The organism is Cupriavidus sp. UME77, assembly GCF_014170355.1.
Taxonomy (GTDB): Bacteria; Pseudomonadota; Gammaproteobacteria; order Burkholderiales; family Burkholderiaceae; genus Cupriavidus; species Cupriavidus basilensis.
The window spans coordinates 1-23,348 of the sequence record NZ_LZZU01000084.1; the positions used below are offsets into that span (position 1 = coordinate 1).

At 66.0% G+C, this 23,348-nt stretch carries 19 protein-coding genes, 1 tRNA gene and 1 pseudogene; 15 read left to right on the top strand and 6 right to left on the bottom strand.

The genetic code is table 11. The features are described 5' to 3' along the window. Positions 1-174: 174 nt before the first annotated feature. Positions 175-1,122, bottom strand: a complete 948-nt coding sequence (trxB, locus tag A9975_RS31545; protein WP_043344442.1) for a thioredoxin-disulfide reductase — start codon at positions 1,120-1,122, stop codon at positions 175-177. Positions 1,123-1,292: 170 nt separating this feature from the next. Between trxB and A9975_RS31550 the strand changes: the two genes are divergently transcribed. The 3 genes from A9975_RS31550 (at position 1,293) to A9975_RS31560 (ending at position 4,817) form a co-directional block, all read left to right on the top strand. Continuing rightward, positions 1,293-3,617 carry a DNA translocase FtsK gene (locus tag A9975_RS31550; RefSeq protein WP_174423253.1) on the top strand — a complete coding sequence of 775 codons (2,325 nt, stop codon included), beginning with the start codon at positions 1,293-1,295 and terminating at the stop codon, positions 3,615-3,617. 133 nt (positions 3,618-3,750) lie between these two features. Then, positions 3,751-4,389, top strand: coding sequence for an outer membrane lipoprotein chaperone LolA (lolA, locus tag A9975_RS31555; protein ID WP_043351351.1), 639 nt, complete (start codon positions 3,751-3,753; stop codon positions 4,387-4,389). A gap of 8 nt (positions 4,390-4,397) precedes the next feature. Continuing rightward, a complete protein-coding gene (locus A9975_RS31560; RefSeq protein WP_183036178.1) occupies positions 4,398-4,817 on the top strand; it encodes a hypothetical protein in 420 nt (139 codons plus the stop codon). A gap of 50 nt (positions 4,818-4,867) precedes the next feature. On the opposite strand, the gene A9975_RS31565 is transcribed toward A9975_RS31560, so the two are convergent. Next, positions 4,868-5,005 carry a hypothetical protein gene (locus A9975_RS31565; RefSeq protein ID WP_183036179.1) on the bottom strand — a complete coding sequence of 46 codons (138 nt, stop codon included), beginning with the start codon at positions 5,003-5,005 and terminating at the stop codon, positions 4,868-4,870. Positions 5,006-5,060: 55 nt separating this feature from the next. Between A9975_RS31565 and A9975_RS31570 the strand changes: the two genes are divergently transcribed. Next, positions 5,061-6,104 (top strand): Fe(3+) ABC transporter substrate-binding protein, encoded by a 1,044-nt coding sequence (locus A9975_RS31570; protein WP_183036180.1) that lies wholly within the window; start codon positions 5,061-5,063, stop codon positions 6,102-6,104. An 84-nt stretch (positions 6,105-6,188) separates the two neighbouring features. On the opposite strand, the gene A9975_RS31575 is transcribed toward A9975_RS31570, so the two are convergent. Next, positions 6,189-6,869 carry a hypothetical protein gene (locus A9975_RS31575; protein ID WP_183036181.1) on the bottom strand — a complete coding sequence of 227 codons (681 nt, stop codon included), beginning with the start codon at positions 6,867-6,869 and terminating at the stop codon, positions 6,189-6,191. A gap of 206 nt (positions 6,870-7,075) precedes the next feature. Continuing rightward, positions 7,076-8,728: an iron ABC transporter permease gene (locus tag A9975_RS31580; RefSeq protein ID WP_183036182.1), complete on the bottom strand. Its 1,653-nt coding sequence runs from the start codon at positions 8,726-8,728 to the stop codon at positions 7,076-7,078. 198 nt (positions 8,729-8,926) lie between these two features. On the opposite strand from A9975_RS31580, the gene A9975_RS31585 reads away from it, so the two are divergent. From A9975_RS31585 to A9975_RS38680, 7 genes and pseudogenes are all read left to right on the top strand, one after another. Beyond that, positions 8,927-9,988, top strand: coding sequence for an ABC transporter ATP-binding protein (locus tag A9975_RS31585; protein WP_255504137.1), 1,062 nt, complete (start codon positions 8,927-8,929; stop codon positions 9,986-9,988). Positions 9,989-10,105: 117 nt separating this feature from the next. Beyond that, the gene (locus A9975_RS31590) at positions 10,106-11,152 is read left to right on the top strand and encodes a TRAP transporter substrate-binding protein (protein WP_183036184.1); all 1,047 of its coding nucleotides are present in this window, start codon (positions 10,106-10,108) and stop codon (positions 11,150-11,152) included. Positions 11,153-11,269: 117 nt separating this feature from the next. After that, on the top strand, positions 11,270-12,637 hold the full coding sequence (locus tag A9975_RS31595; protein ID WP_183036185.1) for a replication-associated recombination protein A: 1,368 nt from the start codon (positions 11,270-11,272) through the stop codon (positions 12,635-12,637). Between the two features lie 157 nt (positions 12,638-12,794). Continuing rightward, positions 12,795-14,108 (top strand): serine--tRNA ligase, encoded by a 1,314-nt coding sequence (gene serS / locus A9975_RS31600; RefSeq protein WP_183036186.1) that lies wholly within the window; start codon positions 12,795-12,797, stop codon positions 14,106-14,108. Between the two features lie 78 nt (positions 14,109-14,186). Beyond that, positions 14,187-14,276, top strand: a tRNA-Ser gene (locus A9975_RS31605). A 764-nt stretch (positions 14,277-15,040) separates the two neighbouring features. Next, the gene (locus tag A9975_RS31610; RefSeq protein WP_183036187.1) at positions 15,041-15,910 is read left to right on the top strand and encodes a DUF1653 domain-containing protein; all 870 of its coding nucleotides are present in this window, start codon (positions 15,041-15,043) and stop codon (positions 15,908-15,910) included. A 430-nt stretch (positions 15,911-16,340) separates the two neighbouring features. Continuing rightward, positions 16,341-16,760, top strand: a pseudogene (locus A9975_RS38680) (phosphatase PAP2 family protein); the annotation flags it as partial. Positions 16,761-16,911: 151 nt separating this feature from the next. On the opposite strand, the gene A9975_RS31620 reads toward A9975_RS38680, so the two are convergent. Then, complete coding sequence (locus A9975_RS31620; protein ID WP_183036188.1) at positions 16,912-18,225, bottom strand: hemolysin family protein; 1,314 nt, start codon at positions 18,223-18,225, stop codon at positions 16,912-16,914. A gap of 85 nt (positions 18,226-18,310) precedes the next feature. After that, positions 18,311-19,264, bottom strand: a complete 954-nt coding sequence (locus A9975_RS31625; protein WP_183036189.1) for a LysR family transcriptional regulator — start codon at positions 19,262-19,264, stop codon at positions 18,311-18,313. 137 nt (positions 19,265-19,401) lie between these two features. On the opposite strand from A9975_RS31625, the gene A9975_RS31630 reads away from it, so the two are divergent. The 4 genes from A9975_RS31630 to A9975_RS31645 all read left to right on the top strand — a co-directional run bounded on the left by A9975_RS31630 (position 19,402) and on the right by A9975_RS31645 (position 23,330). Next, the gene (locus A9975_RS31630) at positions 19,402-20,664 is read left to right on the top strand and encodes a D-amino acid dehydrogenase (RefSeq protein ID WP_183036190.1); all 1,263 of its coding nucleotides are present in this window, start codon (positions 19,402-19,404) and stop codon (positions 20,662-20,664) included. Between the two features lie 104 nt (positions 20,665-20,768). Further along, a complete protein-coding gene (locus tag A9975_RS31635) occupies positions 20,769-21,689 on the top strand; it encodes a glutamate/aspartate ABC transporter substrate-binding protein (RefSeq protein ID WP_183036191.1) in 921 nt (306 codons plus the stop codon). A gap of 153 nt (positions 21,690-21,842) precedes the next feature. After that, positions 21,843-22,640: a transporter substrate-binding domain-containing protein gene (locus tag A9975_RS31640; RefSeq protein WP_183036192.1), complete on the top strand. Its 798-nt coding sequence runs from the start codon at positions 21,843-21,845 to the stop codon at positions 22,638-22,640. Between the two features lie 30 nt (positions 22,641-22,670). After that, positions 22,671-23,330, top strand: a complete 660-nt coding sequence (locus tag A9975_RS31645) for an amino acid ABC transporter permease (RefSeq protein WP_183036193.1) — start codon at positions 22,671-22,673, stop codon at positions 23,328-23,330. Positions 23,331-23,348 lie beyond the last annotated feature (18 nt).

Sequence of the window (23,348 nt, forward strand, 5' to 3'; positions counted from 1 at the left end):
GGGTTGGCGGGTTTGGTGGGCTTTCTGGCGCCGTGCGTCATGGCGAGTCTCCGGGGTGCTCGGCGTGATTATAGGGTGGCAGGGCGGGGCGCGGCTGGTGCGCGCGCAGGCATCACCGGCTTGAAAAAGACAAAGGCCGGGCAAGCCCGGCCTGAGCCTTCCGTCTCTGTCTCTTTACTGCAGGGCTTCCACGTAGCGCTGTGCATCCAGGGCTGCCATGCAGCCCGTGCCGGCGCTGGTGATCGCCTGGCGATAGATGTGGTCCTGCACGTCGCCAGCTGCGAACACGCCCGGGATGCTGGTGGCCGTGGCATCGCCGGCCAGGCCGCTCTTGGTGACGATATAGCCGTTGTGCATCTCGAGTTGGCCTTCGAACAGTTCGGTGTTCGGCTTGTGCCCGATGGCCACGAACACGCCTGCCAGCTTGAGGTCTTCGACCGTGCCGGTGTTCACGTTGCGCACCTTCAGGCCCGTCACGCCGGAATCGTCGCCGGTCACTTCTTCCAGCACGGAGTTCCAGCGGATTTCCACGCGGCCTTCCTTCTCGCGCTGCAGCAGGCGGTCGACCAGGATCGGCTCGGCGCGGAACTTGTCGCGGCGATGCAGCACGGTCACCTTGCTGGCGATCTGGGACAGGTAGAGGGCTTCCTCCACGGCGGTGTTGCCGCCGCCGACCACGGCCACTTCCTGGTTCTTGTAGAAGAAACCGTCACAGGTGGCGCAGGCCGACACGCCGCGGCCCATGAACAGCTCTTCCGACGGCAGGCCGAGGTACTGGGCCGAGGCGCCGGTGGCGATGATCAGCGAATCGCAGGTGTATTCACCGGCATCGCCCACCAGGCGGATCGGGCGTTCGGTCAGCTTGGCGGTATGGATGTGATCGAAGATGATTTCGGTGTTGAAGCGTTCGGCATGCTCCAGGAAGCGCTGCATCAGTTCCGGGCCTTGCACGCCGTTGGCGTCGGCGGGCCAGTTTTCCACGTCAGTGGTGGTCATCAACTGGCCACCCTGGGCCAGTCCGGTGATCAGCACCGGCTGCAGGTTGGCACGGGCCGCGTAGACGGCGGCGGTATAGCCGGCGGGGCCGGAACCGAGAATCAGCACTTTTGCGTGTTTGGCCATGATGCTTTCCTATGGCTGGTGCGCCTTGATGCGCACTAGCGTGAATCGAAACCAGCATTATAAGTGGACCGGCGTTTGCTCACTGTTGCAAATTCCAATGGGAGCGATAGCCCTGGCCAAGGTTAAAATGGCCGGCACCACCCTCTTCAGTTGGCAACCCAGATCCAGGCATGGCCCGAGCTACTACCACAACACGTACCGATCCTTCCGCGCTGCCCTCGCGCATCGGCAAGCTGCTGGGCGAAGTGCGCTGGTTCCTGTTGCTGGCGGTCACACTGGCCTTCGTCTGCATCCTGGCCAGCTACAGCAAGGCTGACCCTGGCTGGTCGCACGCCAACCAGGTGGCCGACATCCACAACCTCGGCGGCCGCGTGGGCGCCTGGATGGCCGACGTGCTGTTCTTTATCTTCGGCTTCTCCGCCTACTGGTGGGCCGTGTTGCTGGTGCGCCGCTGCTGGCGCGGCTGGCGTGCGCTGACCGCCGAGCTGCCCGAGCGCAACGGCGAGGCCCGGCAGGGCCTGGTGGTGAGCTGGATCGGCTTTGGCCTGTCGCTGACCGCCAGCATGGGCCTGGAGGCCATCCGCATGTATCCGCTGCGCGCCGCGCTGCCACGCGCCCCGGGCGGCGTGCTGGGCGACCTGCTCGGTGGCTGGATGCAGATGGCGCTGGGCTTTACCGGCGCCACGCTGCTGCTCTTGCTGACGCTGGCCATCGGCCTGTCGCTGTTCTTCCATTTCTCGTGGTTGTCGGTGGCCGAGCACGTGGGCGGCTTCGTCGAGACGCTCTTCCTCGGCTTCAAGGCGCGCCGCGAAAGCAAGCAGGACCGCATCATCGGCGAGGCGGCCAAGGTCGTGCGCACCGAAACCGTGGAAGTGCAGCGGGTCAAGATCGAGGAGGCCGCGCCGGTGCAGATCGTGCGGCCCCAGGCGGTGCCCAAGCACGAACGCGTGGAGCGCGAGAAGCAGCAGCCGCTGTTCGCCGATATCCAGGACTCCGACCTGCCGCCGCTGGCGCTGCTGGACCCCATTCCCACGCACCAGGAAACCGTCAGCGCCGAAACGCTGGAATTCACCTCGCGCCTGATCGAGAAGAAGCTCAAGGATTTCGGTGTCGAGGTCAAGGTGGTGGCGGCCTACCCGGGCCCGGTCATCACCCGCTACGAAATCGAGCCGGCCACCGGCGTCAAGGGCAGCCAGGTGGTCAACCTGGCGCGCGACCTGGCGCGTTCGCTGTCGCTGGTTTCCATCCGCGTGGTGGAAACCATCCCCGGCAAGATCTACATGGGGCTGGAGCTGCCCAACCCCAAGCGCCAGACGGTGCGGCTGTCCGAGATCCTCGGCTCGCAGGTCTACAACGAGAGCGCGTCCAACCTCACGATGGCGCTGGGCAAGGACATCGCCGGCAAGCCCATGGTTGCCGATCTGGCCAAGATGCCGCACTGCATGGTGGCGGGCACCACCGGCTCCGGCAAGTCGGTCGGCATCAACGCCATGATCCTGTCGCTGCTCTACAAGGCCAAGGCCGAGCAGGTGCGGCTGATCCTGATCGACCCCAAGATGCTGGAAATGAGCGTCTACGAGGGCATCCCGCATCTGCTGTGCCCGGTGGTGACCGACATGCGCCAGGCCGGCAACGCCCTGAACTGGGCGGTTGGCGAGATGGAGCGGCGCTACAAGCTGATGAGCAAGCTGGGCGTGCGCAACCTGGCCGGCTACAACAAAAAGATCGACGAAGCCGCCTCGCGCGAGGAGAAGCTTCCCAACCCGTTCAGCCTGACCCCGGACGCACCCGAGCCGCTCGAGAAGCTGCCGATGATCGTGATCGTGATCGACGAGCTGGCCGACCTGATGATGGTGGTGGGCAAGAAGGTGGAAGAGCTGATCGCGCGCATCGCGCAGAAGGCCCGCGCCGCCGGCATCCACCTGGTGCTGGCCACGCAGCGTCCGTCGGTCGACGTGATCACCGGCCTGATCAAGGCCAACGTGCCGACCCGCATCGCCTTCCAGGTCAGCAGCAAGATCGATTCGCGCACCATCCTCGACCAGCAGGGCGCGGAAGCGTTGCTCGGCATGGGCGACATGCTCTACTTGGCGCCGGGCACCGGCGTGCCGATCCGCGTCCACGGCGCCTTTGTCTCCGACGATGAAGTGCACCGTGTGGTCGAAAAGCTCAAGGAAGGCGGCGAAACCAACTACATCGAGGGCATCCTCGAAGGCGGCGTGGCCGAGGGCGACCTGGGCACCGATGGCATGGGCGGTGGCGCCGGCATTGGTGGCGGCGGCGAGGCCGATCCTCTCTACGACCAGGCTGTCGACGTGGTGCTGAAGAACCGCCGTGCTTCGATCTCCCTGGTGCAGCGCCACCTGCGCATCGGCTATAACCGTGCCGCGCGGCTGCTGGAGGACATGGAAAAGGCTGGCCTGGTCTCCGCCATGTCGGGCAACGGCAATCGCGACATCCTGGCCCCGGCAGGCACCGCCCGCGAGGAAGAATAAGCTGCCGCGCGTAACATGCTGTTACGTGCGAAGCACATCGTTGCGGAATCCGGCGCCCGCGCGCCGCTCTAACCGGACAGGCAGTGCAACCGCCCCGGCGGTTCGTACCCTCCAACCCAGCAAGGACAACACCATGCGAATCCGCATTCTCGCGTCGGCATGCGCCGCGGCGGCCATGCTGTCGCTGACAGCGACGGCGGCCATGGCGGCCGGCACCGACCAGCTCCAGGCCTTCGTGGCGGGCGTGAAGAGCGCCAAGGGCGAATTTACCCAGCGCCAGGTCAAGGGGCAGGGCGACAGCCTCAAGGTGGCCGGCACCTCCAGCGGCACCTTTGCTTTTTCGCGCCCTGGCAAGTTCACCTGGCGCTACGTCAAGCCGTACGACCAGTTGCTGCAGGCCGACGGCCAGACGCTCTACATCTACGACAAGGACCTCAACCAGGTCACCGAGCGCAAGCTAGATGGCGCCCTGGGGTCCAGCCCCGCCGCGATCCTGTTCGGCAGCAATGACCTGGAAAAGAACTTTGTCGTGAAGAACGGCCCCACGCGCGACGGCGTGGAGTGGCTTGAACTTACGCCCAGAGCCAAGGACACGCAGTTCGAGCGCATCGGCATCGGCTTCAAGAGCGGCAACCTGGAAGCGATGGAGTTGCGCGATGCCTTTGGCAACACGACGCTCCTGACCTTCAGTGCGATGCAGAAGAACCCCGTGCTGCCGGCCGACACCTTCCGGTTTGCGGTGCCCAAGGGCGCCGACGTGCTCAAGCAATGAGGCGCTCCATGATCCCCGCATTCCTGACCCGGCCGGCCTGGCGCCGTTGCGGTGCCATTGCCGGCCTTGCCGCTGCTGCGTTGCTGGCCGCCTGCGCCAGCCCTGGCGCCAGCAAGCAGTTCGATGTGGATGCCTTCCTGCGCGCCTCCGATACGGCGCTGCCTGAAGTGCTTGCCAATCCGGATTTTCTCTCCGCCACGCAGGCCAGCGCCAACGATTGCGCCGTGCTGCTGCAGTCCGTCAACAGCGGGGTGCTGGAAGGGCTGCCGCCCACCGGCAGCGGGCATGGGCCAGCCTGGCTGCTGCATCCGGCTGGCGCCCCGGCCAAGGTGTGGCTGGTGGTCAGCAAGACCGGTGGCGAGCGGACCTGCCATGGGCCCCTGCCTGCCGATGCCATGAAGGCATTGGTGGAACGCGCCAGTACTTGAATGTGATACATGGATAACGCCGGGCGCAATCGAAGACCCGGCGGTATCTGTCATTCCGGTTCGGGTTTCAGCGTTTCAATCCGCACTTTTTCCTCCCCAGGCTTGCCGCGAGAAAAATGACAGCGTTGTAACTTGACCATCGAAACAGGAATGATTATTGTTTCTAGCTTGTCTTGTCCATGATGCATGTACGGCATCCTCAGGACGGCATACAACAATCATCGAAGATCGAAGGGGAGAGTCATGACCGTATTCCGCCGCTTGCTGCCACGCGCCACAACGCTTGCCACGCTCGCTGTTCTGGCACTGCCGCTCGGCGCGCACGCACAGGAAAAGGTGCTGAACCTTTACACCGCGCGCCACTACCAGACCGACGAAGCGCTCTACGCCAACTTCACCAAGCAGACCGGCATCAAGATCAACCGCATCGAAGGCCAGGAAGACCCGCTGCTGGAGCGCATCAAGAGCGAGGGCGCCAACAGCCCGGCCGATGTGTTCATCACCGTCGACATCGGCCGGCTGTGGCGGGCCCAGCAGGCGGGCGTGTTCGCGCCGCTCAAATCGAGCGTGCTGGAGTCGCGCATCCCCGCCAACTACCGCGACCCGAACGGCGACTGGTTCGGTTTCTCGGCCCGGGCCCGCGTAATCGCCTATAACAAGGCCGCGGTCAAGCCCGGCGACATCAAGAACTACGAAGATCTCGCCGATCCCAAGTGGAAGGGCAAGCTGTGCATCCGCTCCAGCGGCCACGTGTACAACCTGTCGCTGATGTCCAGCCTGATCGCCCATGACGGCGAGGCCAAGACCGAGCAATGGACGCGCGGCGTGGTGGCCAACCTGGCCCGCGCGCCCAAGGGTGGCGACACCGACCAGCTCAAGGCCGTGGCAGCGGGAGAGTGCGATATCGCGGTGGCCAACACCTACTACATCGCCCGCATCCTCAAGTCGGCCAAGCCCGAGGACAAGGCCGTGGCGGACAAGCTCGGCGTGCTGTGGCCCAACCAGGCCAGCCAGGGCGTGCACATGAACATCTCCGGCGGCGGCATGCTTAAGCATGCGCCCAACAAGGCGTCCGCGCGCGCGTTCCTTGAGTACCTGGCCAGCGATGACGCGCAGCGCTATTTTGCCGATGGCAACAATGAGTGGCCCGTGGTGGAAAGCGTGAAGATCAGCAATCCGGCGCTGGAAGCGCTGGGCAGCTTCAAGGCGGATAAGATCAGCGTGGCCGAACTGGGCAAGCACCAGCCGCAAGCGCAGAAGCTGGCGGACAAGGCCGGCTACAAGTAAGAACGCAAGTAAGAAAGCAAGAAGGCGCCGGCGCGGCCTGGCTGGCGGGGTGGGGATGGCGGCGCAAGCCGCCATTTCCCATGTCTACGGCTTGGGCACGGGCCTGGCTTTGGGCCCTGGCCCCTTGGCGGCGTTGCTCTCGCTGCCTTCGCCAGGTTCAAGGCGGCGGAAGTTCAGCTTTGCGCCTCGCTCCCTGTGCTTCTCGAAGGTCACCTTCAACTGCTCGCGCCGCTTCTTGTGCGAGTGGCCCAACGTGCCTGCCGCGTATGGCAGCTTGGCCACCACCTTGCCCGCGGTCTGGCGCGCCAGGAGCACGTCCAGCGCTTGCCGCGCGCGTACCTGGGCGTGCAGCAGCGCGTCCGAAGGATTGGCCTTGGCGCGGTTCAAGTCGTAAGGCAACATGACCGGCCCGGCAAGCTGGCGTAGCGCTGCACGGATGTGCGGGCTGTCCAGCCCGGCCTCATGCAGCACCCATGCCGCATCATGGCGCAGCCACGGCTCCGGATCGCCAAGCTTGCGCAGCAGGGCAAGCGAGATATCTGCCTGGCGGTAGCCATGCGCGCGCCGCACCGCGTTGAGCGCGATGCGCCTGACATGGGAGTTCTCGTGATCGAACAGGTCCGCCACAAGCCGCTCGACCATGCCCGGTTTTTCCAGTTGCTCTGCCAGTTGGCCCGCCAGGGCGATTTCCTCGACGGCGCTGATCCGGTCTTGCCGGGTCATCCGGTTCAGCTTGAACACGAGCATGCGGTAACGAAGCTGCATAACACTCCCTGAAAACGCTGCAAACAGATGCCGGGCAAGGATTGCGGCCGGCACAGTCATGGTGCGGCGCGAAGCACGCCAGCGGTGGGGGCAGACCGCCTGGCTCGCCAGAAAGGGTGCGGCAGGCCGGGGCGCAGCTTCGGACTAGGGGGATATCGGCAAGACGTTGAAGAACTTTAGGAAAATGCGTGGGCGACTTGGCCGGCCTATTCCCGCGCATCCCGCCGTATCGAGCGCGACAGCAGGATCACCGGCAGCAGGCCCACTGCCACGATCACCAGCGAGGCGGTGGCGGCCTCGGCCAGCCGCTCGTCGGAGGCCAGGTTGTATGCCTGCACGGCTAGCGTGTCGAAATTGAACGGCCGCATCACGAAGGTGGCGGGCAGCTCTTTCATGACGTCGACAAAGACGATCAGCGCCGCGGTCAGCAGGCTGCCGCGCAGCATCGGCAGGTGCACGCGCCGCAGCGTGGCGCCGGGCCCATGGCCCAGGCTGCGCGCCGCCGCGTCCATGCCCGGCGTGATCTTGACCAGGCCAGCGTTGACGGTTTGCAGCGCCACGCCCAGAAAGCGCACCAGGTAGGCATAGACCAGTGCGGCAATGCCGCCGGTCAGCAGCAGCCCGGCCGACCATCCCAGATGCTGCTGCAGCCATGCCGACATGGCATTGTCCAGCCGCGCCACCGGCACCAGCACGCCGACCGCCACCACCGAGCCGGGCAGGGCATAGCCCATGCCGCACACCCGCGTCAGCGCGCGCAGCAGCCAGCCCCGGCCGGCAGCCATGCCGCGCCCGGCATAGCCGATCACCAGCGCGGCCAGCACCGCGATCAGCGCGGTCACGCTGGCCAGCAGGAAGCTGTTGCGCACCAGGCTGATAAAGCGCGGGCCGAACTGCGCGTCGCCTTCGGCCAGTGCCATCTTGCACAGCATCAGCGCCGGGACGGCAAAGCCCAGCAGCACCGGCACCACGCATACCAGCAGCGCCAGCGCGGCGCGCCAGCCATGCAGCCGGTAAGCCGGCGCGCGGCGCTGGCCGCCGTGCACGCGGGCGCGGCCCCGGCTGGCGCGCTCGACCAGCAGGATGCCGATCACGAACAGCAACATGCAGGCCGACAACTGCGCTGCCGCGTTCTTGTCGCCCAGCGAGAACCAGGCGCGGTAGATGCCCGTGGAGAAGGTCGGGATGCCGAAGTAGGCCACGGTGCCGAAATCGGCCAGCGTCTCCATCAGCGCCAGCGCTGTGCCGGCCACGATGCCGGGGCGCGCCAGTGGCAGCATCACGCGCCAGACGCTGCCCCAGGTGCCATGGCCAAGCAGCCGTGCCGCTTCCAGCGTGTTCAGGGTTTGCTGCAGGAAGGCCGCGCGCGCGGTCAGGTAGACGTAGGGGTAGAGCACCAGCGTGAACAACACGATGGCGCCGCCCAGCGAGCGGATATCCGGGAACCAGTACTCCCGGGCGCGCCAGCCGGTCAGTTCGCGCAGCCAGCTTTGCACCGGGCCGGCGAACTGCAGGGCATCGGTATAGGCGTAGGCAATGACATAGGCCGGCATCGCCAGCGGCAGCACCAGCGCCCATTCCAGCCAGGCCCGCCCGGCGAACCGGTAGGTGCTGACCAGCCACGCGGTCGGCACGCCCACCAGCAGCACGCCAGCGCAGACGCCGGCCAGCAGCCACAGCGTATTGCCAACGTACTCGGCCAGGACCGTGTCGGCCAGATGCCGCCAGGTGTCGCCGCTGGGCTCGAGCAGGCTGCCAGCCACCTGCGCGATCGGCAGCGCGATCAGCAGCGCGGCCAGGGCGGCGACCAAGGCTAACGGGTGCAGGCGGCGGGTACGGCTAGGGCGAAGCAGGCTCATGCGGCAGCGGCGTGGGTGTCGGTATTGGTGCGGGACAGGGCGAGGCCCGGCGGTGGGGCGCGGTCGGCAGGCCTTGGGGCAAGCCCTGCATTCTAGCAATGCGGATACGCCGGGCGACGCATCCGCATGTGACAGACATCCAGGGCCCGCGTCCATATAATGCTCGGCATGCCAGGCCACCCGCATTCCAACTCATCCATGCCAGCACGATCCGATATCGTGATCGAGGTCGATCGCATCCACCATGGCTTCGGCAGCCAGCGCGTTGTCAACGACCTGTCCTTCACCCTCGCGCGTGGCAGCATTGCCTGCCTGCTCGGCCCCAGCGGCTGCGGCAAGACCACGGTGCTGCGCGCCATCGCCGGATTCGAGCCGCTGCGCGAAGGCCGCATCCTGCTGCAAGGGCAGGTGATGTCGTCGCCGGGGTTTGCCGTGGCGCCCGAGCACCGGCGCATCGGCATGGTGTTCCAGGATTACGCCTTGTTCCCGCACCTGAGCGTGGCGGACAACGTCGCCTTCGGGCTGCATGCCGTGCGCCGCGGCGAACGCGCGGCGCGGGTCGAGGAAATGCTCACGCTGGTGGGCCTGGCCGGTTCCGGCGGCAAGTTCCCGCACGAGCTCTCGGGCGGCCAGCAGCAGCGTGTGGCGCTGGCGCGCGCACTGGCGCCGAAGCCGGAGCTGCTGCTGCTCGACGAGCCGTTCTCCAATCTCGACATCGACCTGCGCGAGCGCCTGAGCCTGGAGGTGCGCGACATCCTCAAGGCCCAGGGCGCCACCGCCATTCTGGTCACCCACGACCAGTACGAAGCCTTTGCCATGGCCGACGAGATCGGCGTGATGCACGCCGGCGCCATCGAGCAGTGGGACAGCGCGCACAACCTCTATCACCGGCCGGCCACGCGCGTGGTCGCGGACTTCATCGGGCAGGGCGTGCTGATGCCGGGCCTGCTTGCCAGCCCACACTCGGTCTCGCTGGAACTCGGCACGCTGCATAGCAGCGAGCCGTTGGGCGTACCGCCTGCAACGGCAGAGGTCGATGTGCTGATCCGCCCCGACGATATCGTGCACGACGATGACAGCCCGCTGCGCGCGAAGATCCTGCACAAGGCCTTTCGCGGTGCCGAGATCCTGTACACGCTACGCCTGGCCGGCGGCGGCCAGGTGTTGTCGCTGGTGCCTTCGCATCATGACCATGCGCTCGGCGAGCACATCGGCATTCGCGTGGAGGTGGACGACGTGGTGGCGTTCCGGCGCGGCTGAGCGCACTGCCAGGGTCATGGCGGCTCACTGGCTTACTAGTTTGTCCTTGCCGGCTTTATAGCTCCACGGCTCCACGGCTCCACGGCTTCATTACTTCAAGATTCCAGGGCTCTCATCATGTTTGCTTCCCCTAAGTGCGCATCCCAACTGCCGCGCCGCCAATGCCTGCGCCGCGGCCTGCTGCTAGCCTTGCTGGCCTGCAGCGCAAACCTGGCCTGGGCCCAGCCAGCCGCTGCGGCCACCTGGAGGATGGCCACCGAATACCCGGCCAGCGCCATGCCTGGCGAAGGCCTCGCTACCTTCGCCGATGAGGTCAAGGCGCGCACCGCAGGCGCGATTGACGTCAAGCCCAGCTTTGACGCCAGCGCGGGCGTCAAATCCGCGCAGATGCCGGCGGCGGTGAAAGAAGGGCGGCTGGAGGGCGGCGATGCCTTCGGCGGCGCGCTGGGCGCGGTGGATCCGCTGTTCCTGCTGTCGTCGCTGCCGTTCGTCGCCACCTCGGTGGATTCGGCCAGGCGCCTGGCCGGACTGGCCCGCGCCGACTACGTGCGTGCCTTCGAGGCACAGGGGCAGCACTTGCTCTACGTCACGCCGTGGCCGCCCACCGGCTTGTGGTCGCGCAACGCTGTTGCCACGCTGACGGACCTGCGCGCGCTGTCGGTGCGCACCTATGACGAGACGTCCACCGAAGTCATGCGTGCTGCCGGCGCGCAGCCGACCAACCTGTCGTTTGCCGACGCGATGCCGCGCCTGAAGGATGGCTCGGTCAACGCGGTGCTGTCCTCCGGCGACGGCGGCGCGGGCCGCAAGCTGTGGGACTACCTGCCCAACTTCACGGCCATCGGTTATGCGATGCCGTTGTCGTTCACCACGGTCAATGCGGCCGCGTACGCGGCCTTGCCGCCCGCTTTGCGCGCCTCGGTAGACGCAGCCGCGCAGGCGACCGAGCAAAAGCAGTGGGCGCGCCTGGGCACACGGCTGGAAGAAAACACCACACGCATGCGCGCCAACGGCGTGACCATCCAGGACAATCCCGCCCCGGCGGTGCAGCAGGCGCTACGCGATGCCGGCGCCGGCGCGGTGGCGGCCTGGCGCACGCGCGTGGGCAGCGAGCGCGCTGGCGTGCTCGATGTCTTTACGCGCCGTGAGCGCACCGCGCGCTGATTCGCCAGCCGTAGCGGGCCGCGCGGCCGGCCGCGCGCGATGGTCTACACTGTCAGGTTCCTAGGCGCAGCGGGCATGCACCGTTCGCGCCTGACCTGACTTAAAGGCCTGAATACCGTGGCGGACACGCTGTTTTCCGAAGCTCCCGATCGTTCCCAACAACCCCTGGCCGAGCGCCTGCGCCCGCGCAATATCGATGAGGTGATCGGCCAGCAACACCTGCTTGGCGCTGGCAAACCGTTGCGGGTGGCGTTCGCGTCCGGCGAGCCGCATTCCATGATCCTGTGGGGCCCGCCCGGCGTAGGCAAGACCACGCTGGCGCGGCTGATGGCCACAGCCTTCGACGCCGAGTTCATCGCGCTGTCGGCGGTGCTGTCCGGTGTCAAGGACATCCGCGAGGCGGTCGAGCGCGCCGAACAATACCGTGCCCACGGACGGCGCACGCTGGTGTTCGTGGACGAGGTGCATCGCTTCAACAAGAGCCAGCAGGATGCCTTCCTGCCGCACGTGGAAAGCGGGCTGTTTACCTTTATCGGCGCCACCACCGAGAACCCGTCCTTCGAGGTCAACGGCGCCTTGCTGTCGCGCGCCGCTGTCTACGTGCTCAAGAGCCTGGACGACGCCGAGCTGACGCAGCTGGCGCGGCGCGCCAGCGAAGAGCTGGGCGGCCTGCAGTGGGAGGACGAAGCCCTGCAACTGATCGTGGCCTCAGCCGATGGCGATGGCCGCAAGCTGCTCAACAATATCGAGATCGTGGCGCGCGCCGCGCGTAGCGCCGGCGCGCCGGTCATCGACAACGCGCTGCTTGGCAGCGCCTTGTCGGAGAACCTGCGCCGCTTCGACAAGGGCGGCGACGCGTTCTACGATCAGATCAGCGCGCTGCATAAATCCGTGCGCGGCTCCGATCCCGATGCCACGTTGTATTGGTTCTGCCGCATGATCGACGGCGGTGCCGATCCGCGCTACCTGGCGCGCCGCATCGTGCGCATGGCGTGGGAGGACATCGGCCTGGCCGATCCGCGTGCCGCCCGCATCACGCTGGATGCCGCCGAGACCTACGAGCGGCTGGGCTCGCCGGAAGGCGAGCTCGCGCTGGCGCAAGCCCTGATCTATCTGGCCGTGGCGCCCAAGTCCAATGCCGGCTACAACGCCTACAACACCGCGCGCGCCTTCGTGGCCAAGGACAAGTCACGCGGCGTGCCGGTGCACCTGCGCAACGCGCCGACCAAGCTGATGAAAGAGCTGGGCTACGGCCACGCCTACCGCTACGCGCACGACGAGCCCGAAGCCTATGCCGCCGGCGAGCACTACTTCCCCGACGACCTCAAGCGCCCGGGCTGGTACAAGCCCACGCCGCGCGGGCTGGAAGGCAAGATCGGCGAAAAGCTGCGTCACCTGCGCGATCTTGACGCGCAGTGGCTCCGGCAGCAGGGCAAAGGCAAGGGCCGGGACGAAGGCGGCGGCGAGGGCGGCGGTGCGCAATAACGCGCATCACCCCAGTCCGGCGGCGTGTCCCCGCGAACAGCGGGCGATCCGCCAGCCTGTTCTCCAGCCGGCGGATCGGCGTGGGCCCGGGCCAGTACAGTAAAATGCCAGATCCGCCAGCATGTCGCTGGCCAATGCACCTGCCCTCACACGCAACATGCTAGACATCCAGCTGTTCCGCAAAGACATCGACGCCGTGGCGCAACGCCTTGCCACGCGCGGATTCCAACTCGACGTAGCGGCCTTCCAGGCACTCGAAGCCGAGCGCAAGCAACTGCAGACCCAGACCGAGGAGTTGCAGGCGCGCCGCAACAGCCTCTCCAAGCAGATCGGCATGCTCAAGGGCAAGGGCGAAGACGCCTCGGCGGTGATGGCGGAAGTCGGCGGCATCGGCGACGCCATCAAGGCCTCGGCCGCGCGCCTGGAAGAAATCCAGGCCCAGCTCGCCGAGATCATGGAAGCCATCCCCAACCTGCCGCACGAAAGCGTGCCGGTGGGCCGGGACGAGACCGGCAACGTGGAGGTGCGCCGCGTCGGCACGCCGCGCAGCTTTGACTTCGAGGTCAAGGATCACGTCGACGTGGGCGAGCGCCTCGGGCTGGATTTCGATACCGCGAGCAAGGTCACGGGCTCGCGCTTCGCCATGCTGCGTGGTGGCATCGCACGCATGCATCGCGCGCTGGTGCAACTGATGCTGGACACTCACACGATCGAGCACGGCTATACCGAGATGTACGTGCCTTACATCGTCAATGCCGCCTCGATGCGCGGCACCGGCCAGTTGCCCAAGTTCGAGGAAGACCTGTTCAAGGTGCCGCGCAAGGTCGGTGGCGAGAACAGCGAGGGTGGCGAGCGCACCGAGAACTTCTATCTGATCCCCACGGCCGAAGTGCCGCTGACCAACATCGTGCGCGACGCCATCGTGGCCGGCGACAAGCTGCCGCTGCGCTTCGTTGCCCACACACCTTGCTTCCGCTCGGAAGCCGGCTCCTACGGCCGCGACACGCGCGGCATGATCCGCCAGCATCAGTTCGACAAGGTTGAGCTCGTCCAGGTGGTGCAGCCCGAGCATTCGTTCGACGCGCTCGAGCAGCTCACCGGCCACGCCGAAGCTATCTTGAAGAAGCTGGACCTGCCGTTCCGCACCATGGTGCTATGCACTGGCGACATGGGCTTTGGCAGCACCAAGACCTATGACCTCGAAGTGTGGATCCCCGCGCAGGGCACCTACCGCGAGATCAGCTCCTGCTCGAACATGGGCGACTTCCAGGCCCGCCGCATGCAGGCCCGCTTCCGCGCAGGCCAGGGCAAGCCGGAACTGCTGCACACGCTCAACGGCTCCGGCCTGGCGGTTGGCCGCACGCTGGTGGCGATCCTGGAGAACTACCAGAACGCCGACGGCTCGCTGACGGTGCCCGCCGCATTGCAGCCGTATCTGGGCGGCCTGACGCGCCTGGAGCCCGAGGCGTAAATTTTCACGCGAGGGGCTTGCAGTGGAAACAAGATTTCCTCTATAATCTTGTTCTTCGCGACAAGCGACCCAGTTACCGGAGAGGTGGCAGAGTGGTCGAATGTACCTGACTCGAAATCAGGCGTAGGTGCGAGCCTACCGTGGGTTCGAATCCCACCCTCTCCGCCAGCAGTACGCAAAGCCCCACGATTCCTGAAGAGTCGTGGGGCTTTTGCTTTGGGGTACGGGTTCGCGCTGTCGACGCGTTGTCGGCACGGCAGCAGCAGGCATCGTTGCACAGGTCAACGAGCCTGCCAGCTCACGCGATATACGCTGCGCATCGCTGCAACCACAGCGTTCGGGATTGGCGTTCCGAACGAAAAGGCGGACAGTCGCCGCCAGGCGATTTTTTAGGTAAGTTATGCCTCTGCGCGCCTTCATTGGGCGGGCCTGGGCAGGGGAGCCTTCGGGCTCGCCGGATCCTTTTCGCCGGTACGCCAACCTTGCCTTGCGCCCGCCCACCTGCCCACCCCGACTGGTGTCGAGGTGCGGGATCGGGGCGAGCGGCGCAATCGATAATGGTGGCGGCGCCTTGACGCGCGCGGGACATGGCAACCTGGGTGCCAGACCTCTATATTGGTTAAGTGGCAACCGCCACGTCGACCAGAATGGAGGTAAGGCATGAGCCGGAACGCTCACTCCAATTCGAAGCGGCCATCCCCGAACATCCGCTTTGAGAAACGGCACAGCAAGGAGAGCGAGGTGCAGGAGATGTCTCTCAAGGATCCGAAGATGGCCGAACCTGGCGCGATGCGTCAGCGCACGCATCGCAAGTAATGTAGCCAACGCGTAGCCAACCACGCAGTCAACCCTGCGCACCCGCGCGGGGCCCGCAAGCGGCCCCGCGTGGCCAATGCACTATCATGACGCTGCTCCGATTTGAACAGCCGCTCATGACACAGTCTTCTTGCCCGCCTTCCCCGCACGCCTTGCCCGGTGCAGAGGGGTCCTCCGACTATCTCCACGGCATGCCCTATCGCCATTACAAGGGCGGCGCCTATGCCATCGTTGGCCTCGGCGTGATCGAGTCTGACCTGTCGCAGGTGGTGGTGTACGAGTCGATGCGGGACCGCTCCCGCTTGTGGGTGCGGCCGCTGGATGTGTTCGGCGAAAGCGTTGATACGCCGCAGGGCACGCAAGCGCGTTTCGCGCCGGATTGGCCGGCCGCGCTGGCTTGCCTGGACTTCTTGCCGCGCGCGACGGTGTTGCAGGTGCTGGCCTGCTACGACGCACCTTACCGGCATTACCACGATCGCCGCCATGTGCTGGAGATGTTTGCGCAGGCACAGGCGCGCGGCATCGCGCTCACGCCCGCGCAGGCGCTTGCCGTGCTGTTCCACGACGCGGTCTACGTGCCGGGCTGCGAGCACAACGAAGCGGCGTCGGCCGCGTTGATCGAGACCATGGTGAGCGGGGTCGATGTGGCGGTGACAGCGCTGGCCGCGCGCATCGTGATGGATACCTGCGGGCATCGTGCATCGGTGCCGGAGTCCGAGGCTGTGCTGGATCTGGATCTGTCCCGGCTGGCTGCGCCAGACGCGGAATTCGACGCCTGGAGTGTCGCTGTGTTCGAAGAAAACAAGGCGCTGCTGGCCAATCGCACTGGCCTGTCTGGCGATGCCCTGTACGCGGCATTCATGCAGCGGCGGATCGCGTTCCTGCAGGCAATGGCGCAGCGGGCACACTTGTTCCTCACACCAGCCTTTGCCGATTGCGAAGCGCCGGCACGCGCCAATATCGCGCGCATGGCGGCGGGGGGCTGAGCCGATGGTGGCTGCTCCCGTTCAAGCGCTCGCGGCCGTGCAGCCGGCTGGCGCGTCCTGGCTCACACCGGCAACCGCGCTGGGCGTGGTGGGCCTTCTCGCTTTGTTCGCGTTGTTGCTGCTCTGTGTGGTGCGCGGCTTGCTGCTGGTGATCCGCCCGCTGGTGCGCAGGCTCGATGCCGCGCGCTTGCGTGGCCGCGATGCGCTGCGCGCGCGGGACACGCAGCCGTGGCCGCGCGTGGCCAGCATGCTGGAGCGCGACATCGTCGAGCTGCTCCTGCTGGCGGCAGGCGGTGTGCTGTTGCTCGCTTGCGCGGCCGCGTTGCTGTGGCTGGGTGAATCCATCGCCGAAGGCGCGCCGCTGGTGCAGGTGGACCAGGCGGTGTTCGCGCAGCTTCGCGCGTGGCAGCAGGGCTGGCTGGATACGGCCATGGTGGCGCTGACCGAGCTGGGCGGCGCGCGGGTGTCCGTGGCAGTGGGCGTGGCGGTCTTTGCCTGGCTGGCGTGGCGCCGTGCCTGGGTGGCGGCAGCTTACTGGGTGGGGGCGCTGGTTGGCGCGCGCGCCTGCGTGATGGTGCTCAAGCTTGCCCTTGAGCGCAGCCGGCCGGCCAGCATCTACGGCGGCCTGGAGTCGTTTTCGTTTCCCAGCGGCCACGCCACCAGCAGCATGGTGACCTATGGCTTCCTGGCCTTCCTGCTGTGCCTGCGCCAGCCGTGGCGGGTACGGATGCCGGTGGTGGCGCTGACGGCGGTGGTGGTGACGCTGATCTGCCTGTCGCGGCTCTACCTTGGCATGCACTGGCTGTCCGACGTGCTGGCGGGCTGCGCGCTCGGCTTTGCCTGGATCGTGCTGCTGGGCACCGCCTATGCCACCCTGCATGCACCGGAACGCCTGGCGCCGCTGCGCCTGGGCGCGGTTGCCGCCGCGGCGGTGGTGGTGGTTGGCACGTGGATCGTGGTGTTCCAGCTGCCCGGCACGGTCGAGCGGTATCGCCGCGCGCTTACGGCTGGAACGGCTCCGCCGGCGGCAGCCGCGAAACCAGCAGCTGATCGATCTTGTGATGGTCGATGTCCAGCACTTCAAAGCGGAATCCCGCAGCCTCGATCGCTTCCGATTTCTTCGGGATCCGCTTGAGCGTGTAGATGACGAGCCCGGCGGCGGTGTCGACGTAATCCTCGCCGGGCAGCTCGTCGAGCTCCAGCGCCTTCTTCAGGTCCACTAGCGGCGTGACGCCGTCGACCAGCCATGAGCTTTCGTCGCGCCGCACGATCTGTTCATCCTCGGTGGAGTAGATGATGTTGCCCATCAGCGCGCCGACGATATCGTCCAGCGTGACGATGCCCACCACCAGCCCGTACTCGTTCATGACCACCGCAAAGTTCTGGTGCATCTCGCGAAAGCGCGTGAGCGATTCGGTGAGCGTCAGCGTGTCCGGGATCACCAGCACGTTCTTGTCGTGGTGCTTGCCGATATTGCCGATGTTGCCGATCACGCCGGTGGAATCGTCGGCAAGGAACAGCTGCAGGATGTCCTTCGAATCGATGTAGCCCAGCACGTCGTCGAGGTTGTGCCCGCAAACCGGATATTGCGCGTGCGGATAGTTGACCAGCTTGCGCCGCAGGCTGTCGGGCGATTCGTCCAGGCCGATGTAGACCACATCGTCGCGCGGGGTCATCACCGCGGTGACGCTTTTCGCGTCCAGCTCGAACACGTTTTCGATCAGGTGGATCTCGTGTTTGTGCAGCACGCCGGCCTCCGCCCCGGCATCGACCATGGCGGCGATGTCCTCGGAGGTGATCTGGTCGATGTGCTTGGTGGGCACGCCGAACAGATGCAGCGTGGCATTGGCGGCACCGTTGAAGACGTAGACCAGTGGCTTGAAGATCTTGATGAGCGTGAGCATCGGCCCGATCACCGCCAGCGCGCAGGCTTCGGGAAACGTCATGGCGATGCGCTTGGGGATCAGGTCGGCGAACTGGATAAAGAGCAGGGTGACGATCAGGAAGGAACCGACATTGGCGATGCGCTGGGTGGTGACCACGTCCAGGTAGGGCAGCAGCGCCGTCTGCATCAGGTCGGAGACATGCTTCTCGCCGACGATACCGGCCAGGATGGCCACGCTGTTGACGCCGATCTGCACGATGGTGAAGAAGTTGCCCGGCTCCTCCTTGAGCAGCATGATCTTGGTGGCGCGGCGGTCGCCACGCTCGGACAGTGTCTGCAGCTTGGTGCGGCGCGATGCGGTCAGCGCGATCTCGGAAATCGAGAAGAAGGCGCTGATCAGGATAAGGAGAAGCAGGATTAGGGCGAACATAGGTTTGGGGAAGCACCGTTCAGGCGCTTTGATGATGGTGCACGGCGCACGGTACTGTCAAATTCCGCAAGGACGGCGGGACGTTTCATCTAGGTGCATGCTCAAAACTGACCGCCGGCGCTTCCAGCCGCTGCGGCAGCGTAGCCGCCAGCTCCCGTGCGGCGGCGGCAAACTGTTCGCGCATCGCGTCGGCCAGGCTGGAGCTGCCGCGGTGGCTGGCGCGCAGCAACTGGATCTCGAAAGGCAACGCGGGCTTGACCTCGTGCAGCGAAACACGCTCCGGGTTTGCGCCCAGCGCGGTGTATTGGTCGAGCAAGGTAAGGCCCAGGCCGGCATCGACCAGGGCCAGCGCCAGCGAATAGGTCTGGACTTCCAGCGTGGAGCGCGGCTCGAGCGCATTGCGCGCCAGCGTCTGGCGCACCAGCAGCCCAAGCGAGCTGTTGTCGTCGTAGGCGATGAAGGGGCGTTCCACCAGCTTGTGCATCGGCACGTCGGCCCGCCGGCCGCGGGCCGCCAGCGGCTCGCCGCGCGGTACCGCCAGCAGCATCTGGCCGCCAGCTACCGGTTCGCTGGTGATGGCTTCGTGGCGCGGCGGCGAGAAGGCGAAGCCCAGGTCGATCTGGTTAGCCAGCAGCCCTTGCACGATCTCGTCGGTGTGGTGGGTCAGTACCTGCACCTGGGTGTCGGGATGGCGCGCGCAAAAGCGGCGTACGGCTGGCACCAGCAGCGGATTGGCCAGGCTAGGCGTGGCCGCCACGCGCAGACGGCCGGCGCCTTTGTGGCGCAGGCTTTCGGAGACACGGCGCACCCGCTCGATCTCGCCATATAGCCGCTCGACATCGCCGTACAGCGCGCCGGCCTCCGGCGTGGCCTGCAGCCTGCCTTTTACCCGGTCGAACAAACGGAAGCCGAGCGTGGCCTCGGCATGCTGCAGCACGCGCGTGACCACCGGCTGGGAGACGTGCAGCAGGCGCGCGGCCTCGCTGACGGTGCCGGTCAGCATGACCGCGCGAAAGACTTCGATCTGACGCAATCGCATGTGGCAGGGGAGGGCGCCGCAGCAAAGCGGCACCCATAGCCTAAAGACATATTCTTGCACGTATTCGCATTGGGCAAGGCGGGCCGCGTGGTCTACCCTGTGTCGGGTCGAAAGGGACCGGATTAAAGAGGCGGGTAATGAAGGTTGTGATCGTGGGGGCGGGCGTGATCGGGATGAGCACGGCGTGGCGGCTGGCGGGCGACGGGCACGAGGTGACCGTGCTGGAACGGCGCGACGGCCCGGGCGAGGAAACCAGCTTCGCCAACGGCGGGCAGCTCAGCTATAGCTATGTGGCGCCGCTCGCCGGGCCGGGCGTGCTGGCCAAGGTACCCGGGTGGCTGCTGCGCCCTGATTCGCCGATGCGTTTCCGCCCATCGGGTGACCCGGCGCAGTGGCGCTGGCTGGCAGCGTTTGCACGGGCTTGCAATGCCTCCGCCAGCGAGGCCACCACGCGCAAGCTGCTGCGGCTGGCCTTCTACTCCCGCGACCTGATGCAGGCCTTTGTCGACAGCCAGCCGGTGGACTTCGGCTTTGCCCGGCGCGGCAAGCTGATTGTGCACCGCGACGCGGCCAGCTTCGATGCCGCCTGCCGCCTGCTCGATTACCAGGCCAGCCTGGGCTGCGAGCAGCAGGCGCTGGACAGCGATGCGTGCGTGGCGCTGGAACCGGCATTGGCCGGCATCCGCGGCGAGATCGCCGGCGCGATTCACACGCCGAGCGAGGAAGTGGCCGATTGCCATCGTTTCTGCCTGGCGTTGGCACGGTTGCTGCATGACCGTCCTGGCGTGTCGCTGCGCTTTGGCACCGGCGTGCTGGGCATCGAGCGCGAAGGCGATCGCGTGACCGGCGTGCGTACCGATGCCGGCATAGAGCGGGCGGATGCCGTGGTGGTGGCAGGCGGCATCGGCAGCGTGGCCTTGCTCAAGCCCCTGGGCGTGCGGGCACCGCTGTGGCCGCTCAAGGGCTACAGCATCACGGTGCCGATTAGCGATGGCGAGCGCGCGCCGCACATCAGCGTCACCGATTTTGCGCGCAAGATCGTCTATGCCCGCATCGGCAACACCTTGCGCGTGGCGGGCATGGCCGACCTGGTGCGCGCGGATACCGTCATCGACCGTGCCCGCATCGCCACGCTGGCCTTTGAGACCCGCGCGCTGTTTGGCGACATGGCGCCGGGCATCGAGCCGGAGCAGTTGCAGCCCTGGGCAGGCCTGCGCCCGGCCACGCCGACCGGCCTGCCGATGGTGGGCCAGTCGGCGGTGCGCGGCCTGTGGCTCAACATCGGCCACGGCGCGCTCGGCTTCACGCTGGCCATGGGCAGCGCGGGCTTGCTGGCCGATGGCCTGGCCGGGCGCAAGCCGGCCATCGATGACACGGATTTCGCCGTGATGCTGGCTTGATGGGCAGCGTTACGGGGCAGTTTTTTCGTTTGCATTACCGCTGAGAAACACCGCTTCACGACCAGGCAGTACTTCGAGCCATTTCCACCCAAGGAGAAAACGATATGAAATCGCACGTCCCCTCCAACCGATTCTCCCGCTGCCTGCTGGCGGTTGCCATGCTGGCAGGCACCGCGGGCACTGTCAGCAACGCGCACGCCGCCGACGGCGATACGCTGCGCAAGATCAAGGAAACCGGCGTGATCTCGCTGGGCTATCGCGAGTCCTCCATCCCGTTTTCCTATACCAACGGACGCGATGTGATGGGCTACTCGCATGAGATCCTGCTGCAGATCGTCGATAAGGTGAAGGCGCAAGTGCAAAACCCCAAGCTCGAGATCAAGCTGGTGCCGATCACGTCGCAGAATCGCATTTCGCTGATGCAGAACGGCACCATCGACATCGAGTGCGGCACCACCACCAACAACCTGGAGCGGCAAAAGCAGGTAGCGTTTTCCAACAGCCTGTTTGTCTACGGGCTACGCATGCTGACCAGGAAGGATTCGGGCGTGAAAGACTTCCCGGATCTCAAGGACCGCAACGTGGTGACCACCGCTGGCACCACGGATGAGCGCCTGCTGGTCAAGATGAATGGCGAGAAGACCATGAACATGAACCTGATCAGCGCCAAGGACCACGGGCAGTCCTTCCTGATCCTGGAGACGGGGCGCGCGGTGGCCTTCGTGATGGACGAGCCGTTGCTCTACGGCGAACTGACCAAGGCCAAGAGCGCCAACGACTGGACCGTGGTGGGCACGCCGCTGCAGACCGAGAACTACGCCTGCATGTTCCGCAAGGACGATCCGTCGTTCAAGGCGCTGGCCGACGGCGTGATCGCCGACCTGATGACCAGCGGCCGTGCCGAGCAGTTGTACAAAAAGTGGTTCCAGTCGCCGATTCCGCCGCGCAACATTAACCTGAACTATCCGCTGTCGGCCGACATGAAAGATCTCTACGCCCATCCCAATGACAAGGCGTTCCAATAAGCCGGGTAGGGCAGGGCGAATCGTTATTGCTGTTCGACGCGAAATTGCGCTAGGCTAAAAGCCGGCTTGCACGCTTGGCGGACCAACGCCGGGTTGACGCTTGCCGGACCGTTGCGGACGCCGTCCGCGTCGGCTGTGCTGACTGGAGAACATATGCGATCGCTTCGTACTGGCTGTCTCAACGCCCTGTTCGCCGTTTCGCTGCTGGCGGCCGGCGCCGCCGCGCAGGCCGCCGATCTGCTCGATACCGTAAAGCAGGCCGGCGTGCTCAAGATCGGGCTGGAAGGCACCTATCCGCCGTTCAACTACCGCGGCAGCAACAACCAGCTGGAAGGCTTCGACGTCGACGTGGCGAAGGGCGTGGCGGCCAGGCTGGGCGTCAAGCCGGAGTTTGTCACCACCGAGTGGAGCGGCATCATAGCCGGGCTGCAGGCCGGCAAGTTCGACGTGATCGTCAACCAGGTCGCGGTAACGCCGCAACGCAAGCAGGTGCTGGATTTCTCCACGCCTTACGTGTATTCGGCGGCGCAGCTGATTCAGCGCAAGGATGACAGCCGCCAGTTCAAGTCCCTCGAGGACCTGAAAGGCAAGAAGCTCGGCGTGAGCCTGGGCAGCAACTACAACGAACTGGCCAAGTCTGTCGCCGGCATCGACGTCAAGACCTATCCGGGTGCGCCCGAGTACCTGCGCGACCTGGCAGCGCAGCGGGTGGATGCCGCGCTGAACGACCGCCTGATGATCGGTTACCTGATCAAGACGTCAAACCTGCCGCTGCGGCCCGGCGCGATTGTGGAAGGTGGCAATTCCGAGGTGGCGATCCCCTTTCGCAAGGACAATCCGAAGTTTGCGCAGGCCATCGACCGCGCCCTCGACGAGATGCGCAAGGACGGCAGCCTCGGCAAGCTTTCGGCGAAGTGGTTTGGCAGTGACGTGACCAAGCCGGCCAGATAAGCGCGGGCACGCCTTTCGCCAGGGCTTTCCATGTCCGCTCTCCAACTCGTTGCCGCATCGCTGCCCGTGCTGCTGCAGGGCATGCTGCTGACCATCAAGTTCGCGCTGCTGTCGATGATCTTCGGGCTGGCGATCGGCACCGTGGTGGCGTTGATGGGCATCAGCCACCAGCCCGTGCCGAAGGCCGTCGCGCGGACCTACGTCAGCATCATGCGTGGCACGCCGCTGCTGGTGCAGATCTTCGTGGTGTATTACGGCTTGCCGGGCATCGGCATCGCGCTGGAGCCCACCCCGGCGGGCGTGTTGACGCTGAGCCTGAACGTAGGGGCGTATCTCTCGGAGAGCATGCGCGGCGCCATCCTCGGCATCCCGCGCGGGCAGTGGCTGGCGGCTTACAGCCTGGGCCTGACGCAAGGCCAGACCTTGCGCTACGTGGTCGGCCCCCAGGCGCTGCGGCTGGCGGTGCCGAGCCTGTCGAACAGCCTGATCAGCCTGATCAAGGACACCTCGCTGGTGTCTGTGATCACGGTGACCGAGCTGCTGCGCACGGCGCAGGAGGTGATTGCCGCGACCTACCAGCCGTTGCCGCTTTATCTTGCCGTGGCTGCTATTTATTGGATGCTTAGTACGGCGCTGGCGCATGTGCAGCGGTTGTTGGAGAGGCGGCTGTCGTTGCCGGGGAGGCATTAGGGGTGAGGGGGGATAGGG